Source organism: Methylobacterium sp. J-077, assembly GCF_022829365.1.
Classification (GTDB): Bacteria; Pseudomonadota; Alphaproteobacteria; order Rhizobiales; family Beijerinckiaceae; genus Methylobacterium.
Genome location: NZ_JAKSYJ010000225.1, coordinates 95,717 through 111,430, shown reverse-complemented (window position 1 = coordinate 111,430; position 15,714 = coordinate 95,717). Strand labels below are relative to the sequence as shown.

Annotated in this window: 16 protein-coding genes; 13 read left to right on the top strand and 3 right to left on the bottom strand. The window is 65.4% G+C overall.

Translation table 11 applies throughout. The annotated features are described in order from the left end of the window. Positions 1 to 2,199 (bottom strand): glycosyltransferase family 2 protein (locus tag MKL11_RS28605; RefSeq protein ID WP_243949909.1); only part of this gene is annotated, 2,199 nt, incomplete at its 3' end. A 235-nt stretch (positions 2,200 to 2,434) separates the two neighbouring features. After that, entirely contained in the window at positions 2,435 to 3,037 is a 603-nt protein-coding gene (locus tag MKL11_RS28600; protein WP_243949901.1) for an acyltransferase, read from the bottom strand. Between the two features lie 355 nt (positions 3,038 to 3,392). On the opposite strand from MKL11_RS28600, the gene MKL11_RS28595 reads away from it, so the two are divergent. Further along, complete coding sequence (locus MKL11_RS28595) at positions 3,393 to 3,932, top strand: hypothetical protein (RefSeq protein ID WP_243949898.1); 540 nt, start codon at positions 3,393 to 3,395, stop codon at positions 3,930 to 3,932. A 630-nt stretch (positions 3,933 to 4,562) separates the two neighbouring features. Here the strand turns inward: MKL11_RS28595 and MKL11_RS28590 are convergent. Next, positions 4,563 to 5,996: an SDR family NAD(P)-dependent oxidoreductase gene (locus MKL11_RS28590; protein WP_243949896.1), complete on the bottom strand. Its 1,434-nt coding sequence runs from the start codon at positions 5,994 to 5,996 to the stop codon at positions 4,563 to 4,565. 249 nt (positions 5,997 to 6,245) lie between these two features. Between MKL11_RS28590 and MKL11_RS28585 the strand changes: the two genes are divergently transcribed. The 12 genes from MKL11_RS28585 to MKL11_RS28530 all read left to right on the top strand — a co-directional run bounded on the left by MKL11_RS28585 (position 6,246) and on the right by MKL11_RS28530 (position 15,660). Beyond that, entirely contained in the window at positions 6,246 to 7,853 is a 1,608-nt protein-coding gene (locus tag MKL11_RS28585; RefSeq protein ID WP_243949888.1) for an HAD-IIIC family phosphatase, read from the top strand. Next, complete coding sequence (locus tag MKL11_RS28580) at positions 7,819 to 8,133, top strand: hypothetical protein (RefSeq protein WP_243949886.1); 315 nt, start codon at positions 7,819 to 7,821, stop codon at positions 8,131 to 8,133. Before MKL11_RS28585 ends, MKL11_RS28580 begins: the two co-directional genes overlap by 35 nt. Continuing rightward, complete coding sequence (locus MKL11_RS28575; protein ID WP_243949884.1) at positions 8,126 to 9,163, top strand: ketoacyl-ACP synthase III; 1,038 nt, start codon at positions 8,126 to 8,128, stop codon at positions 9,161 to 9,163. Before MKL11_RS28580 ends, MKL11_RS28575 begins: the two co-directional genes overlap by 8 nt. Further along, the gene (locus tag MKL11_RS28570) at positions 9,163 to 9,390 is read left to right on the top strand and encodes a hypothetical protein (protein WP_243949883.1); all 228 of its coding nucleotides are present in this window, start codon (positions 9,163 to 9,165) and stop codon (positions 9,388 to 9,390) included. The genes MKL11_RS28575 and MKL11_RS28570 overlap by 1 nt, the downstream gene beginning before the upstream one ends. A 9-nt stretch (positions 9,391 to 9,399) precedes the next feature. Further along, positions 9,400 to 10,122 carry an SDR family NAD(P)-dependent oxidoreductase gene (locus MKL11_RS28565; RefSeq protein ID WP_243949881.1) on the top strand — a complete coding sequence of 241 codons (723 nt, stop codon included), beginning with the start codon at positions 9,400 to 9,402 and terminating at the stop codon, positions 10,120 to 10,122. A 13-nt stretch (positions 10,123 to 10,135) separates the two neighbouring features. Beyond that, positions 10,136 to 10,783, top strand: coding sequence for an acetyltransferase (locus MKL11_RS28560; protein ID WP_243949880.1), 648 nt, complete (start codon positions 10,136 to 10,138; stop codon positions 10,781 to 10,783). Between the two features lie 390 nt (positions 10,784 to 11,173). Beyond that, the gene (locus MKL11_RS28555; RefSeq protein WP_243949878.1) at positions 11,174 to 11,386 is read left to right on the top strand and encodes a hypothetical protein; all 213 of its coding nucleotides are present in this window, start codon (positions 11,174 to 11,176) and stop codon (positions 11,384 to 11,386) included. Positions 11,387 to 11,475: 89 nt separating this feature from the next. Further along, entirely contained in the window at positions 11,476 to 11,721 is a 246-nt protein-coding gene (locus MKL11_RS28550) for a DNA methyltransferase (protein ID WP_313900792.1), read from the top strand. A gap of 706 nt (positions 11,722 to 12,427) precedes the next feature. Beyond that, positions 12,428 to 12,871: a hypothetical protein gene (locus tag MKL11_RS28545; RefSeq protein WP_243949874.1), complete on the top strand. Its 444-nt coding sequence runs from the start codon at positions 12,428 to 12,430 to the stop codon at positions 12,869 to 12,871. Then, positions 12,871 to 13,251, top strand: a complete 381-nt coding sequence (locus MKL11_RS28540) for an HNH endonuclease signature motif containing protein (RefSeq protein WP_243949871.1) — start codon at positions 12,871 to 12,873, stop codon at positions 13,249 to 13,251. The genes MKL11_RS28545 and MKL11_RS28540 overlap by 1 nt, the downstream gene beginning before the upstream one ends. A gap of 361 nt (positions 13,252 to 13,612) precedes the next feature. Next, complete coding sequence (locus MKL11_RS28535; RefSeq protein WP_243949869.1) at positions 13,613 to 14,236, top strand: GDP-mannose 4,6-dehydratase; 624 nt, start codon at positions 13,613 to 13,615, stop codon at positions 14,234 to 14,236. Next, positions 14,233 to 15,660 (top strand): glycosyltransferase, encoded by a 1,428-nt coding sequence (locus tag MKL11_RS28530; RefSeq protein ID WP_243949866.1) that lies wholly within the window; start codon positions 14,233 to 14,235, stop codon positions 15,658 to 15,660. Before MKL11_RS28535 ends, MKL11_RS28530 begins: the two co-directional genes overlap by 4 nt. The last annotated feature ends 54 nt before the right edge of the window (positions 15,661 to 15,714 follow it).

Here is a 15,714-nt window from a genome sequence, read left to right as displayed (position 1 = left end):
GCAGATCGTGGCGTTGTTCGACAGCGGCGTGACGCTGCCCACCGGCGGGCGGCCCTCGGCCGCGGCGGTCTCGGCGTGGGCGACCAGCCGGTCGAGCCAGTCGCCGAACACCTGGGCGTCGGAGTTGAGCAGGACCACGGCCCGGCCCTGGCGCAGGGACAGGCCGCGGTTGACCGAGCGGACGAAGCCGAGGTTTTCCGGGTTCTCGACCAGGTGGAACAGGCCGCGGCCGGCGAGGTCTCTCAGGTCCGCGGAGAGGTCCGGATCGGGGGACCGGTCGTTGACCGCGAGCAGGGTGAACTGGGTTGTCTGCGGGGCCGAGAGGCACGCATGGATGGCGCGCAGGGTCTCGCCGCGGCCCTTGTAGACCGGCATGATCACGACGACCCGGGCCTGGGCGAGGGTCAGGGCGCGGGGCAGGCCGTCCCAGTCCCGCGGCTCGGGGGCCTCCAGGGCTGGCCAGCTGCCGAGATCCTCCGGGCAGCCCATCAGCCCGGCGGCGCGGCCGGTGCGGACGTAGTGCAGGAATGGTGATTCGCCGGGCCCGAACAAGTGACCGTAGGCCCGGCGATAGAAGCGAGGCGAGAAGGTCTTGCTCGGATCGCGATCCTCCTCCTGACCGTGCGACAGGAAGTGGATGGCGGGGCCGTTCTCGAAGCCGCGCGTGTCGGGATAGCGCTTCAGATACCAGGCTGCGTCGAAATAGGGCTCGATCAACCGAGCCTGCTCCAGCAGGTTCGCATCCTCCGCCGCCGGTAGCGTGCCGTAGCCTGGATCGAAGGCGTCACCCGAGGGATCGGTACCGCGGAGCAGCGCGGTGGCGAGGTGGTGGACGAAGGGGGCGATCCCCGTCGCCTCGACGTAGGGGCGATGAGCGCGATAGGCCCAGCCGTTGAAGTCGATGCGTGGGTTGCGGCCCCGGCGCCAGCCGGTGGTGCAATAGTCACGGACGGCGTCGACATCCTCCGCCAGGCCGTAGCGCTGCCGGTAGAAGGCGTGGTCGAAATGGGGCGCGATCAAGCCCGCTTGCAGGTCCAGCGACGCCGCCCGGTCGACGGGTGAGCGCCCGAACTCGCCAAGCCAGACGGTATCCTCGATCGGAGGACGCGCTGGGCGTAGGCCGCACACGCGCAGCAGCGCGTCGATGGTCGGGCGGCCCGGGCCCGGATCGCGCAACTCCCGCCAGCCGGCCTTCGAGAAGTGCACGTAGGGGGGCAAGCCCTGCGCGTCCGGGTAGGTCGCCCGATACCAGGCCTCGTCCACGGCAGGAAACTTTGGCTGATCCTTGCCCGAGAACGGCGTGCCGCCGGACAGGAGTGTCTCGGCGACATAGCGGAAGAACGGGTCGCCGATGACCGCCCGGCTGCCGGCGCGCACCTGCACGAAGCCGGCCGGGTCGAAATTTTGCCGCGGGCTGCGCATCCTCCGCCAGCCGCCATCCACGTAGGCCCGCAGCAGCTCCACGTCGGAGGCCTCGGAGAGTTCCTGGGCTTCCCGCTCGTCCAATCTTTCCCGGCAATAGGCGGCGTCGAAATACGGCGCCAGCGTCTCGGCGTGGAGCGCGACAAGATCCTCCCGCTCGGGCCGGGCCGGGCCGCCGTGCAGGACGTAGTGCACCAGCGGGTTCTGGGTCGTGTACGAGATCCCCCGGGTGAGGCAGTAGGCCAAGGTGTCGAAATGCGGCGACGGCTCGCGGCCCTCTCGCCAGCCGGAGGCCATGTAATGGGCCACCGGGTCGACGCCGGCCGCCTGCAGGTCGGGGTTGTGGGCGAGGTAGAAGGCCCCGTCCACGAGTCGGCGGGCCAGGCGCTCGGCCTGCCGCGTGTCGGGCTTGGGCAGGGCGCCGCCCCTGGCGCGCTGCGCCGTCACCCAGTGCAGGAACGGGTTGATCCCGGCCCTGGCCAGATACGGCCGCGCGGCGAGGTAGTCGGTGGTGGAGAAATCCGGTCGCGGATCCCGGCCTTCGCGCCAGCCGATCGTGAGGTAGTCGCGCACTGGATCGACCGTGATGCCGTACCAGCTCGCGTAGAAGCCGGCATCGACATACGGCTCCATCGCCGTGATCTGCTCCGCCGCCGACGCGATATCGCTCGCCGGGGGAAGGCCACCGCTTGCCGCGATTCGGATCAGCGGGTTGCTGCTCGAGCGCGCGAAGGCGGAACCCACCCAGCTATAATAGAGGCCGTAGAGGATCTTCAACGCCTGGCTCTCACGTCGCCGCCCGGTGCACGTGCTCCGACATGCGGGCTTCACCGGTGGCTGTGTCGGGGCCTGTGGCTCGGATGAGCATGTCTTTGTGGGGGCTGCGTCGAGGGCTGAGCGTCACGCCGAGCAAGCGGCTCGCCGCCGGCCCTCGCCCTACCGGAACTGGCGTCCTCGGTAAATATGAGGTCCTGGAGTAAGGAACCCTACCCCGCCGTCGCGACGCCGACGGTCAGATCAGGTCCGACCGCCAGGTGACATCCTCGCGCACGATACGCGCGGGGTTGCCGGCGGCCACGCAATGGGGCGGCACGACCCCCGTGACGACCGCGTGCGCCCCGATTATCGCGTTGTCGCCGATAGTCGAGCCCTTGAGGAGCGTCGCGTGGTTGGCGATCCAGACATGGTTTCCCACGCGGACCGGCTTGGCCGGGTTCAGTCGCGCGCCGCCGCTTCGGCTGATGATCGAGTGGAAATCGCTCGTCGTCATCCAGACCCCGGATGCGATCGAGCAATCCGCCCCGATCTCGATCGCCTTCGCCTCGACCGGGTTGAGATGGACGAGCCCGGTGAAGCCGGTCCTGTCGCCGACGCGGAGCATCGAGCCCGGGCCGATATAGATATTCGCCATCCCGAGTCGGACGTCGTCGCCGATGTCGAATTTGCAATTCGACTCGATGACGATGTGCATATCTTTGTCGGAAACGCAGCCCCTTCCTATGCGTATATAATTATTGTCGCCATTGATATATATTTTCCCTGCCTGGTCGTGCTGATCCCGCGGGTCAATGTCAACAACGTTATTTTCTCCTTTGTCGACGATATTCAATGGCATGAAAGACTCTGCAAATTTAGCTTAGTGTATGGGCGATCGCGACGGAGTTGGTGTCGATAAGCTGTTTGGTGCGGCTTGGGATCATGGTCAGGAGTTCCGTTCGGCGCATCCGTGGTAGAGTTGATTACAGCCGTATAGATCTGGTCTATCGAGAAGCGCCTACGTCACCAGTGCCGGCCATATCCGAGGGAAGTGTTCCAACGATCTCTAAGCCCGACGATGCGTTTCCCACAACTCGGGTTGCCTTTAGCGACCGATCCAGCTTCGCAAACGCCAAACCCATCAGCTGTTGACGCTTCCAGGGTCCTATGACCTATGACCGCTCACGAACGAGTGTATGCAGTGAGGCCCGTCAATGGCTGAGGACAACACCCTAACGAAGGCTCTGGTCGATGTGCGCGCCAGGAAGGCTGCGCTTCAGAGCGATTACGACCGGATCTCGGCGGAACTGACAAAATTGCGGGCGGCGGAGGCCGCTCTGACGGCGATCGTGGAGGGTGTCCCGCTGAAGGACACGGCCATCCTTCGGGCAACGGACAATCCGCGATCGTCGGGCGAGGATCAAGCCACGTCTGGTCGCAGCGGGCGGCGCGGAGCTCGCGGTCCACGATCGAACTCGGCCAAGGGACGCCTGAAGGCCCTCCTCGGTAGCGCGGGGCCACAGGGATTGACTCATGCGGAGATCGCCGAGCGCTTGCCCGACGTCGCCCCGAACACCCTCAACACCTATCTCAGCATGATGGTGACGGGGGGCGAAGCGGTTCGGAAGGGCGACTTCTTCACCGCCGCCGAGGGGGCTGAGAACGAGACTGACGACACCGATGTCGAGTCGGACCAGGATGACACGGCATCGGACGACGAGGATCCACATCACGATGTGGCCGCTGCCGAGTGAGCGAGCTGGGGAGAGCCCTGAGGAGCCCTCCCCGGGCTGAAGCTCGCACCGCTTGGAGCCGTCGACGGCGTGTTTGAGGCTCTGCTTTGAAGGCCCTCGCGGTGTCGCTCAGGATCGTAACCGTGTCTCGCTGCCATCGTGCTGGCCTGCTACCATGACCCCCGCCGCCCGTTCGGAGCGGCGTCACCAAGGGCCCTGCGCCATGCGGTCGATCCTCTTGCTCTGCTCCCTCCTGCTACTGCCCACGGAGGGCTGGGCGGCCTGCCGGTGTGCCTGCGTCAGGGGTGTGATGCGTCCGATCTGCCAGCAGACCGATCTGGTCGAGCCGATCTGTACGGGGCTGTGCACGGATTCTGTCCGACCCGAGACTGTCGTGAAGCCCCTCGCGGGTGGACAGCAGGTCTTCAACCCGGTCGAGCCCTTCGACCCCGCGCCCCCCGGACTGGTCCAGAGGGACCCGAACCTGACCACCGACACGCGCGGCAATCCGCTGGGGACCGCCGGTGTTCAAGGTGGCAATGACGCTCTGTCGAGTTCTGCTACTGGGGGCGCGGCTCTTTCGAGCTCATCAACCGGGGGGGCGGCGTCCCGTTGAGCGTCGTAGTTGGGGCCGCTCGTATGCAGCAGGTCTCAGGATTGCGATAGTAGGCGCCGGATGATCGGCAACATCAGCGCCCCGGGTGATGCGGCTGGCACGGGAAAGATCGTGGCGGTCTGATCCGTCTTCACCCGGGGCAGCCGCTCGATCACGGTCCGCAGGTTCGGGATCGTCCGGGCCATGGTCGCGGCGAGGGTCTCGCCGGCCGTCTTCGCCATAACGTACTCCAGGGTATCGCGCGGTGCGTCGTCGATGGCGGTGGTCGAGGGATAGAAGGCCGTCAATTGGCCGCCCCGTCCGAGACAGAACTGGCTCAGATCGTAGAACGCGTAGTTGTAGACTCGCATCATCTCCTCAAAACAGGCCGGCTCGAACGGCGCCCGCTTCTGGCGGAAGATGCGCGGGGTCGCGAAGTGATAGAGCTGGGACGGCGTCATCGCGATTGATGACAGCTGCGGCTCGACCGGGTGGGCGGCATCGTAGTGCCGGACCTGACAGCGTCCGCCCCCGTCTCGGATCTCGCGGGCGACCGCCTCCGCCTCGGATGCGCCGGAGGCGTAGGTGATGCAGACATCGCCGCCGCCCGCCGCCAGCAGCTTGGCCGTCGCCGCGCCGAGGCCGCGCGATCCGCCGACGATGAGGGCGGACACCGCCGAGAATTCTCCTGGGTGCACCAGGGCCGTGAGTTCGGCCCAGCTCTCCTGCTCGACCGGGCGTGGGCGCACGAAGCTCTCGACCCGGGCGTCGAGGCCCGGACCGCTGGCCTGCGTCGTCACCGACTGGAGCATCGGCTGGAACCGCTTCACCGCGTAGGCGAGGCTCGATCCGTCGGCTACGTCGGTGAACGTCACGTCGATCTTCGAGAGGATCGAGTGCAGGCCGGGAACCAGCATGCCGACCAGGGTGGACAGACCACCCAATGCCGACACCCGGGCGGAACCGATGACCCGTGCCAGCCGCGGCGCCAGTGCGGTGATCGCCTCCGGCTCGGGGAGCCGGAACGCCCCCGCCGCGCTGGCGATCGTCGCAGGGTCGACGGTGATCGGCTCCGGCGGGATCGCCTCGGGGGCGTCCGCGATGGGCTGGGCTCGCGGCCGCACCTCCCCCAGTGCCGCCTGGATCGTCGCCGCACGGACACCGTCCACCGACAGGGAGAGACGCAGGCGCCCTGCATCCGCTTCGTGAACCACGATCTCGGTGCGGTCCCCGACCAGCACGAAGCGCTCGAACCGCATCTGCAGCCCGCTCAAGCGTTCGAGCGGGTAGGCGTCGGTGCAGGCATCGAGCGCCCACAAAGCCGCGTGAACCCCGTGGACCGCCTGCCCGCCAGCGAGAGTCCGCCGCGCCACCTGAGCATCCATATGCATTGGGTTCACGTCGCCGGTGGCCCGGGCGAACGCGGTCTGATGGTTCTCGGACCAGATTCGCGACATTGTCGTGGCGGCGGCCGAGCCGGTTCCATTCATCGCGAAGCTCCTTGTCGACTGCCAGGCCGGCGGGGTCAGGGTCCGGTCCCAGTCCACTTGCATCAGGCCGGTGATACGCAGGCTGGGCTCTGATTGGATGCGCAGCGGCGACTGACCACGATCCGGCTCGGCCCCTTGCTTTATGATATCGGATCTCGCAAGAGGGCGGCGCTCGCATAGTCAGGATGGGGCCGGTCGATTGCCGGAGGGCAGGCATCCGTTGGGGTGTCGCAGGGACCGGTATCGGGGATGACCACGGCTCGCGCTCTCTCGCTCGGCTTTGTCGGAAACGTCGTCACCAACCCGTTCGGGAAGGTGGCGGGCCGCCTTGCGGATCTCGCCGAAGTCGCGTGCGAGTATTTCCCCATCGGGCAGATCGAGCAGGTCCTGGCGGGGCCGGCATCGGTCCACACGCTCGTCGTCCATCTCGACCATCGCTGGTTCTTCGATGTCGCCCCGGACGAGGCGGCGATCGCGCGCGCCCGGGCGCTGGCCGAGCTGGTCTCGGCCCGGCTCGCGCGGCTGTCCGGGACGATCATCCTCAACACCGTGCCGTTCATGCCGGTCTCGTCGGTCGAGAGCGACCTCCACGAGCAGCTGGATGCCTTGGCCCGCATCAACACGGTACTGTTCGATCTCGCGCGCGCCAATGAGCGGGTCAGCGTCATCGATGCGGCGGGAGCCCTGGCCCATCTCGGCTTCGCCAACGCGCTGCGCGAGCGCAATCGCTACCTCTATCAGATGCCCTATGCCCCGGCCGCCGTGGACGCGCTTGTCGAGCGCTACGCCGACGCGATCGCGGCCCGGCTGCGGGCGCGCCGCAAGGTCGTGGTGGTCGATGCCGACAACACCCTGTGGGGCGGCGTCGTCGGCGAGGACGGCGTCGAGAACCTCGAGGTCGACAGCGACTATCCCGGGATCGTCCATACCCAGCTCCAGCGGCAGCTGCTGCGCCTGAAGAGCCTCGGCATCCTGCTCTGCGCTGTGACGAAGAACAACGACGCGGATTTCCGCTCGGTGTTCGAGCAGCGGGCGATGCCCCTGCGCCTCGACGACTTCGTGGCCTATCGCAGCAACTGGTCCGAGAAGAGCGACAACATCCGCGAACTCGCCGAGACGCTCAATCTCGGCCTGGATAGCTTCATCTTCCTCGACGACAACCCGTTCGAGATCGAGGAGGTCCGCGCTCGGCTGCCTGGCGTCGAGTGCCACCTCTTCGACCGGACCCGACCTGAGCAAGCGCTGACCCTGCTCGACGGGATCGCGTCCCTGCGAGCCCGGAACGTCACCGCGGAAGACCTGTCGAAGACCGAGCAGTATCGCGGTGAGGCGCAGCGCCAGGAACTGCAGCGCTCGGCTGCCTCCATGGACGAGTACCTCGCTTCCTTGGACATCCGCCTGCACATCACCCGCAACAATTTCGGTGCGCTTCGGCGCGTCGCGCAGCTCATCAACAAGACCAACCAGTTCAACCTCACCACCCGGCGCTACACCGAGGACGAGGTCGCCACCGCGATGCGTGAGGGCAGCGTCTACGCAGCTCGAGTGGTCGATCGCTTCGGCGATATGGGCATCGTCGGCGTCGCCATCGTCCGGGGCGGCGTGCTCGAGACGTTCCTGATGAGCTGCCGGGCGCTCGGACGCCGCATTGAGAGCCAAGTCCTGCGCTACGTCTGCCACGAAGAGGCCGACACGGCGCTGCGGGCGAGCTATCACCCCAGCGCCAAGAACCGGATGGTCGAAACCTTCCTGGACGAGAACGGGTTCGCGCTCATCGGCTCTGGCCCAGAGGGCAAGGCCTATCGATTGACCCGAGGACCGGATGACACTGCCTACATCCACATCGTCGCCGAGTGAGCACGCTGCCGCGGCGGCCGCCCGCACCACGCTGGACCGCCTGGTCGAGACCTGGGGCCGTCCGGAGCTGAGCGGCCTCGGCCCGGAGGGCGACCTCTACGAGCGGATCGATTCCTTCGCGGTGGTCGAGCTGCTGCTGGAGACCGAGTCCGAGGTCGAGAAGGCGGTCGGGCGCTACGTCCCGCTGGCCGACGAGAGCATCCTCGACAGTACCCGCTCGCCCCTGCGCCGGCTCCAGGGCTGGTTCGACTACGTCGCGCAGGCCGTGGCCCGTGGCTGAGCTGCGGTTCCGGCATGCTGGGATAGCCGGCCTCGTCACCACGGTGGGCGGCCGGGCGCTCGCCTTCGACGCCGAGGCGGCCGATCTCGGGATGTCCCCCGAGGAGGCCGAGCGGCTCAAGCGCGCCATGGGGTTCACCACCCGCCACGTGGTCGTACGCGACGATACCACCACCGCCGACCTGTGCCTGAACTCGGCCCGGGAACTCCTGCGCGGCCTCGCCCTGCAGCCGGCGGATCTCGACGGGCTGATCCTCGTCACCCAGACCCCTGACTACAGCTCGCCGTCGACGGCGATCTCGATGCAGCACCGGCTGGGCATGCGCACCGACACGCTCTGCTTCGACATGCGGCTGGGCTGCAGCGGGTTCGTGTACGGCCTCTCAGTCGCCTACAGCCTGGTCGAGTCCGGCCTGAAGCGCGTGCTCCTGTGCGTCGGCGATGTCGCGAGCCGCATGGTCGCCACGGATGACCGCTCGATCACCCCGATCATGGGCGATGCCGGCGCGGCCGTGCTGGTCGAGCGGCGCGAGACCGAGAGCGTGTTCCAACTCCACAGCGACGGCTCCGGCGAGAAAGCCCTGTTCATTCCACATAGTGGCCTGCGCGCCGATCCCGAGGATGCGGACAAGCCGGCCTCCATGCACATGGACGGCGCGCAGGTGTTCAATTTCTCGCTCAAGCGCGTGCCGACGCTGATCACCGACATCCTCGCGGCCGCCGGCCTGCAGCCGGATGAGCCGGATTTCTACGTCCTGCACCAGCCGAACAAGTACATTCTGAAGAACTTGCAGCGGCGTTTGGGGCTCGACGACGGTAAGCTTCCCTCAGGCACGCAATCCGTCTACGGGAACCAGAACTCGGCCTCGATCCCCGGGACGATCTCGGGCTTCCTGACCAAGCCGCTTTCGCAGCGGCCGTTGCGCACGGTGTTCGCCGGGTTCGGCGTCGGTCTGAGCTGGGGCGCCTGCGTGCTCAGCACCGACCGGATCTACGCCCCGCCCGTCCTGAAATTCGAGGAGACCGCGTGATGACCGAGGCTGGGTTTCTGGATGAGCTCGGCGCCATCCTCGATCAACCTGGTCCGCTCGCACGCGGCCAGGATCTCGGCGCGATCGAGACCTTTGACTCCCTCGGCATCCTCAACATCATGGCCCTGTTCGACACGTTGGGTCTCGAAGTCGAGCCGTCCCGGATCGCGGAGGCCGCGACCACGGACGATCTCCTCGGCATCGCCGGCGCGAAGCTGCAGGCCTGAGAGCAAGCCATGGCGGATTCCGCGGGACACATCCTGGTCGTCGGAGCGAGCAGCGGCATCGGCCGGGCCGTCGCGGAGCGGTTCGCCGGACAGGTCTCGGTCACCGCCCTCGCCCGGCGGGCGGACAGACTGGCCGACCTTGCGGATGTGGGGATCGCAACGGTCACGGCGGACGTGACCGACCTCGCGGCAATCGGCGGCGTTCTCCAGTCTGCCGTCGCAGAGCGCGGCCTGCTGACGGGCCTCGTGTATTGCGCGGGCGTGCAGATCATCAAACCCATGCGCAGTTTCGGCGCGGATGAGGTCGAGCGTCTCTATAAGACGAACCTCGTCGCACCGACCCTGTTCGCCGCCGCCTTCGGCAGCGCCCGGATCTCGACGCGGGACGCCGTGTTCTGCGCCGTGTCATCGGTCGCGGCCCAGCGCCCGGAGCCGGCGATCGTCCCCTACGCCGCCTCGAAGGCGGGTCTCGATGCGCTGATCCGGGGCCTCGCCCGTGAGCTCGCGCCGCGCCGCGCGGTCGGAGTCGCGCCGGGGTGGCTCGACACGGAGATGACGCAGGCGCATGCACGCCTCTACGGCGACGCGTTCAAGGGGGAACTAGAGAAGCGGAGCCCGGTGGGAGCCGCGACAGTGGAATCGGTGGTCGATGCCATCGCTTTCCTCATGTCGCCGCAGGCGCGGCACGTCACCGGCGAGATCCTGCGGGTCGACGGCGGGGCGACACTCTGATGGATGGCTGCCGGTGACGACCGAAACCAAGCGCCTGGCCCTGATCGGCGGAGGCGGCTTCTCCAAGGAGATCGCCGAGGTCGCGCAACTCTGCGGCTACACCGTGGAGGCGACCTATTCGAGCCAGCCGAGCGCGCAGGTCGGAACCTACCGAGGCTATCTTGATGAATTGCTGGCCGACCGCGCGGAGTTTGCCGGTGTCGCCCTCGCCGTCGGAGGCGTGAGCCGGGCTGCGATCCAGGCGCGCGCCGAGATCATCGCGTGGCTTGACCGGCACGCCCTGCCCTGCCCGCCCCTGGTCTCGCCGCACGCGATCGTGAGCCAGGGCGTGGTGCTGGGTGCCGGTGCGTTCGTCGCCCATGGCGTGATCGTCAATGTCGATGCGCGGCTCGGGCGTTTCAGCGTCGTGAACACCGGCGCCATCATCGGTCACGACGCGGAGATCGGCGACAACACGACGATCTCGCCGGCCGCCTTCGTTGGCGGACGCTGCATGATCGGGGCGGACGGTCTGGTCGGGCCGCTCGCGAAGGTGCTGCAGGGCCTTAAGGTCGGCGCGCGCGCGTTGATCGGCATGGGCTGCACCGTGCTGCGCGCGGTGCCCGATGACGCTGCGGTCTGGCCGAAGCCCGATAATCCCGTCGCCACGGACCGCGCTTAAAGCCGCGCCCGAAGGCGGTGCTGTTGAGTGCGGCAGAGGGTTGGAATTCCTGCAGGGCGAACGCGATTCACTGGCACACAGGCCGGTGGGATACCGGTGTCGTCTGAGCACCGCAGAGCGTGTGGGTTTAAAGTCCGACGAAGGGTCACGCCGCCTTTCGGCGTTCCAAGTAGAGCCCGCGATCCAGCCGTGTAGGCCAAGCGCATGGGAGAGGAACGAGCGCGCCTGCTCCTGACGGACGAGCCTTACAACGTGAGATCCGCGGGCACGTGACGAGCGGTGAGCACCGCGAGTTCGCGATGACCAGCGGTGAGATGACGGAGGCGGAATTCCAGACGTTCAACTTGGACTGGATCGGGGGCCACCCTGCCCCACCTCGTCGAGGGTGGCGTGTTCGGCACTTTAATCGACTGGCGCTGGCTACGCGTGGTCCAACATGCGGCGGCTGCGTTGGCCTTGTCGCCTTTTAACCTGATCGTGTGGGCGAAGATGAACGCCGGCATGGGTAGTTTGTATCGCTCGCAGCACGAGCTGCTCCCGCTGTTCAAGAAGGGCGAGGAGGCGCACGTCGACAATGTCGGCCTGGGCCGGGGCGGCCGCTAGCGCTCGAACCTTTGGACCTATCTCGGCGCCTCGTCGCTTGATGTGCGCGGAAGGGCCTGCAGGATCACCCGACGGTCAAACCGGTCGCGTTGCTCGCGGACGCGTTGCTCGATCTCACGGGGCGAGACAAGATCGTCCTCGACCCGTTCCTGGGCTCGGGCTCGACGCTGGTTGCGGCGGAGCGGACGGGGCGACGGTGCTACGGGATCGAGATCGACCAGCGTTACGTCGATCTGATCGTTAGGCGGTACGAAGATGTTACGGGCGGTCAAGCCATCCGTGAGACTGAAGGATCGCACCATGGCCCAGCGGATTGGATTGTTCCGGCACCGTGATGCCGAGCTGACCTGTTGAGGATGCCTTCGGATTGAGATGGCCTCGTCAGCTGAAGCTCGGCCCGCCTTTGATTACGCTTCGGGCGCGTAAAGATCACCGTCTGCTTTGCTCGGACTATAGATTACGATCCAATTTTAAAATACGACGCGCAGGTCGCGCACGGTGTTTTTCACCTAAAAATGACGGCTGACGTCGATCTCGACTGGACTGTTGCGGCCAGTGGAGCATTAATGCTCGCAGGGCGACGCATTCATAGCCTAAATAACAGGCTCGATGACTCGGAAATTCAATCTGCTAAGCATTGGGTTGGTCCTCATCATCAAGCATCTGGGCGCGATGAAAGTCCACGGAGTAAGTCGATCACGTGCGAGCTAGTCGCCGTGATCGGTGGGAGGGGCTGCTTCATGTCCTCGTACTGACGCTTAGCAGTCAGCACGCCTAAGGGCAGCGGCGTGCGTGCCTCAACCCCGCCGGTCCCACGGGTCGACAGCGGGGTCGGGTTGGTGGTGGGGCAGGTCCCGCCGGCGACTCGGAGCGCAGCATGCCTTCTCCAACACTGAGCCATGTTCAGGCCATCTCCTTGATCCCAGCGGCCTTTCAGATGGCCCCCTGCACTGCTGGATCCCCCTTAACCTCGACTTTGCACTCGCAGCCGTTTGACGGGCCGCGAGTCGCCCTCTTCCTGCTCAGCGCGTGAGGGTGGCAATGTCGAACCGTACCATCTCCTGGGCTGCTGCGCTGCGTGAGTTGAAGGCTGACCGCGCCGCCCGGTCTCCGATTCGCGAGGAGCGCCTGCGCACGAACGCTGGTTCGCGCGGCGCGCCTGCCCTCGCCATGAGCGTCTGGCGTGGGCGCTCCGGCCGACGCTACGTCGTGGTCGTCCAGCCGCTCAACGCCCCCGATCTCGTCGCCGAGCAGGCGGCGGTCACGCTCGCAGTCGCTCGCGATGAGCACGGGCAGGCCTCGATCGTCGCGGCCCGCGCCTGCGAAGCTGGCGATCCTAGCTTCCTCGGCTGGCTCGCCGCCTGTGCCGGACTCGGCGCGCGCGAACTGCACACCTACCGGTTGGCTGAGACCCAGTCTGAGCGCGCCGGGATCGCGGCTGACCGAGGCGGGCCGACTGCGGATAGTGCTGCGAGGACAGCGTGATGGCGCGGCGGGAGTTCAGCAAGGCGGTGCTGCGCGCCGCCCTTGCCCGAGCTGACGGGCGCTGCGAGGGTATGCTTCTGGATGGCAGCCGCTGTCCGTGCGCGCTTCAGGTCGGGCGGATTCATTACGACCATATCGTCCCAGCCGCGCTGACTGAGGATGTCTCGTTGGAAAACTGTCAGGTGTTGTGCCGCCCCTGTCACGCGGCCAAAACGGTGGTCGACGTCGGTGTGATCGCGCGGGTGCGGCGGGTACGCGACCGGCACGTGGGCATCGTAAATCCGCATCGGCGCCCTTTGCTGGGCAGTAAGGCGAGCCCGTTCAAGCGCCTAATTGGTGGCCGGGTCATCCGACGCCATCCCGATAAACAACAAGAGTGACGCTGCCTTTGTCCGCCGTAGAAAAGGTTCGGCCGCTCGGCACTCAATTTCAACGGCACCGCGGCTGCGGCCTCGAGTGTTTGATCTTGAAGGCGCCGTTGTCGGCCGCGGGCCACCTAACTACCTCGATAAGTCTCGATGAGGGGCGGCCGCAGCGGCCTCCAAAAGGCCAGGGCTTAGGTTGCACATCCCTTCCGACGAATTAGCATAGCTCGTGCACCGGACCGCCATTTACGCGGAGGAACGTACACAATCCTGGTCCATTCAGCGGCTTGGGGCACAATAATCCCGTGGCACAACCCAAACTTGACGCGGAGAGAGTCTGGGTCGTAGCAGCCGGTCATTGAGATAGGACGGGGGTATGAAGGGCAAGCGAGCACTGATCGCGGGGGTGACAGACCAGAACAGGGCGTATCTGGCGCAGCTTCTTTTGCAGAAGGGCTACACGGTCACCGGCATCGTGCGCCGCTCCGGCCATGCTAGCGTGTTCGATCACCGGCTGAAGTGGCTAGGCATCCTCGATGCTGTTGAGCTCGTCGATAGCAACCTGCTCGACCAATCCGCCCGGTTGCGGATCGTCCAGACCGCCAAGCCCTACAATCTCGCCGCGCAATCCTTCGTGACCTGGTCCTGGCGGCAGCCGCTGCTTACAGGACAGGCCACGGGGCTCGGCGCCGTGCACATGCTGGAATGCCTGCGCTCTGTTGCCTCCAACGCATGCTATTACCAGGCCTCGACCCCACAGATGTTCGGGCTGATTCAAGAAAAGCAGCAGGGCGAGACGACGACGTTCCACCCGCGCTTGCCCAACGGCGCGGCCAAGCTCTTCGCGTACTGGATGACGATCGACTATCGCGGGAGTTTCGGCCTGCACGCCTCGAACGGCATCTTGTTCAACCACGAGAGCCCGCTATGGGGCCTCGAACTCGCCTGCAGCGTCCGCGGAACGCTTGTGCCGGCAAACCAGGTTGAAGGCGCAAAATGATGATCAATTATCTTCCTAAAGTTACCGTCGCAATACCTGTCTACAACGGTGCGGACTATCTTCGGCAGGCGATTGAGAGCGCACTCAACCAAACCTACAAGAATCTAGAGATTATCGTCCTTGATGACGGCTCGACCGATGACGGGCGCACATACGCAATTGCCAAGTCTTTCGGTCCTGCAATACGGTATATACATCAAGAAAATACTGGCGTTGCAGGGGCAATGAACCATATAATCGATGTCATGACTGGCGATGTATTTACATGGCTCAGCCACGATGATATGCACTTTCCCCATAAAGTTCAGATGCAGATTGAATATTTTAATATTATTAATGACCATGACGCAATAATTTTCTCGGATGTGCATTATTTCGACTCAAAAGATAAAAAAATCGATGAGAGCCGTCTAAATTACCAGAGATATATGTCAAAGCCTAAATGGGCGTTGCTCGATAGTGCAATTAACGGATGCTCCCTGTTTATCCCTGCGCACATACTCAAGGAATTTGGTCCATTTGATCTTATGCTGCGGTTTACGCAAGATTACGCGCTCTGGAACGAGATTCTGACGAAATACGATTTCTACCATCTGCCCTCGCCCCTGATCGGGTACCGGATCCACGCGGGTCAGGGAACGCATCAGCCAGCGGCCGTGGTGGAGGGTGACGCTTTGTGGGTCATGATCGCGGAACGGCGAACGGAGACCGAACGGATGCTGCTGGCTGGCAGCACAGTCAGCTACTTCGAGCAACTGGCCACGTTTCTGACGCGAACGCCCTATAAGCACGCTGCGGTGCATGCGGTGAAGCAGGCGCGCGCGGCCTGCCGGGCCACATCCGCGACAGTGCTGCTTCAGGTCACCGACGACGTCGATGGCTGTCTCTTCGCGGCCGCCAGCGTACTTCGGCAGACCCACCGCAATCTGGAACTGCTGCTGATCTCTACTCTGGAGGCGGGCGAAACCCTGCAGCTGTCTCGCTGGGCCGCGGGCGACCATCGCGTGAAGCTGATTTCATTTCCTCAGGCCGAAGCCCAGGAGGTTCTTGCCCGCGGCAGTCTCTACGCCAGCGGGGCGTATGTCGCGTTCATCGACGCGGAGTCGCTCTATGTCGAGCGAAAGCTCGAGATGCAAATTGATTACATGCAGCAACATGGATTGCGGCTGACATGGTGCGCGACGACATCGCACGCGGCGGGGACAGAAGATCGTATCGCGACGATGCCGGACTGCAGCTCGGCCGCCGAAACAGAGAAGCGCTCGTGTGTGCAGCTCTCGACCTTGATGATTCATCGGAGTCTTATCTGCTCGGGCGAGTTCGAGGAGCTAATGCGCGAAAGCACGAACCGCGGCCGCATCGTGAAACTACCGCTGAATGGTTCGGACGAAGCCGGGGGCGCGCTGGTGGTGAACTTGCGATAGCGTGTTTCAGCCGGTGCCGTGCCTGCCGTGTACTATGCATGTGCCGAACAGGTA

What these genes read in the sequence shown, in the direction of transcription:
- MKL11_RS28600 (WP_243949901.1), bottom strand. Translation starts at nt 3,037, where the DNA reads ATGCCATTGAATATCGTCGACAAAGGAGAAAATAACGTTGTTGACATT.
- MKL11_RS28595 (WP_243949898.1), top strand. Translation starts at nt 3,393, where the DNA reads ATGGCTGAGGACAACACCCTAACGAAGGCTCTGGTCGATGTGCGCGCC.
- MKL11_RS28590 (WP_243949896.1), bottom strand. Translation starts at nt 5,996, where the DNA reads ATGAATGGAACCGGCTCGGCCGCCGCCACGACAATGTCGCGAATCTGG.
- MKL11_RS28585 (WP_243949888.1), top strand. Translation starts at nt 6,246, where the DNA reads ATGACCACGGCTCGCGCTCTCTCGCTCGGCTTTGTCGGAAACGTCGTC.
- MKL11_RS28580 (WP_243949886.1), top strand. Translation starts at nt 7,819, where the DNA reads ATGACACTGCCTACATCCACATCGTCGCCGAGTGAGCACGCTGCCGCG.
- MKL11_RS28570 (WP_243949883.1), top strand. Translation starts at nt 9,163, where the DNA reads ATGACCGAGGCTGGGTTTCTGGATGAGCTCGGCGCCATCCTCGATCAA.
- MKL11_RS28565 (WP_243949881.1), top strand. Translation starts at nt 9,400, where the DNA reads ATGGCGGATTCCGCGGGACACATCCTGGTCGTCGGAGCGAGCAGCGGC.
- MKL11_RS28545 (WP_243949874.1), top strand. Translation starts at nt 12,428, where the DNA reads ATGTCGAACCGTACCATCTCCTGGGCTGCTGCGCTGCGTGAGTTGAAG.
- MKL11_RS28540 (WP_243949871.1), top strand. Translation starts at nt 12,871, where the DNA reads ATGGCGCGGCGGGAGTTCAGCAAGGCGGTGCTGCGCGCCGCCCTTGCC.
- MKL11_RS28535 (WP_243949869.1), top strand. Translation starts at nt 13,613, where the DNA reads ATGAAGGGCAAGCGAGCACTGATCGCGGGGGTGACAGACCAGAACAGG.
- MKL11_RS28530 (WP_243949866.1), top strand. Translation starts at nt 14,233, where the DNA reads ATGATGATCAATTATCTTCCTAAAGTTACCGTCGCAATACCTGTCTAC.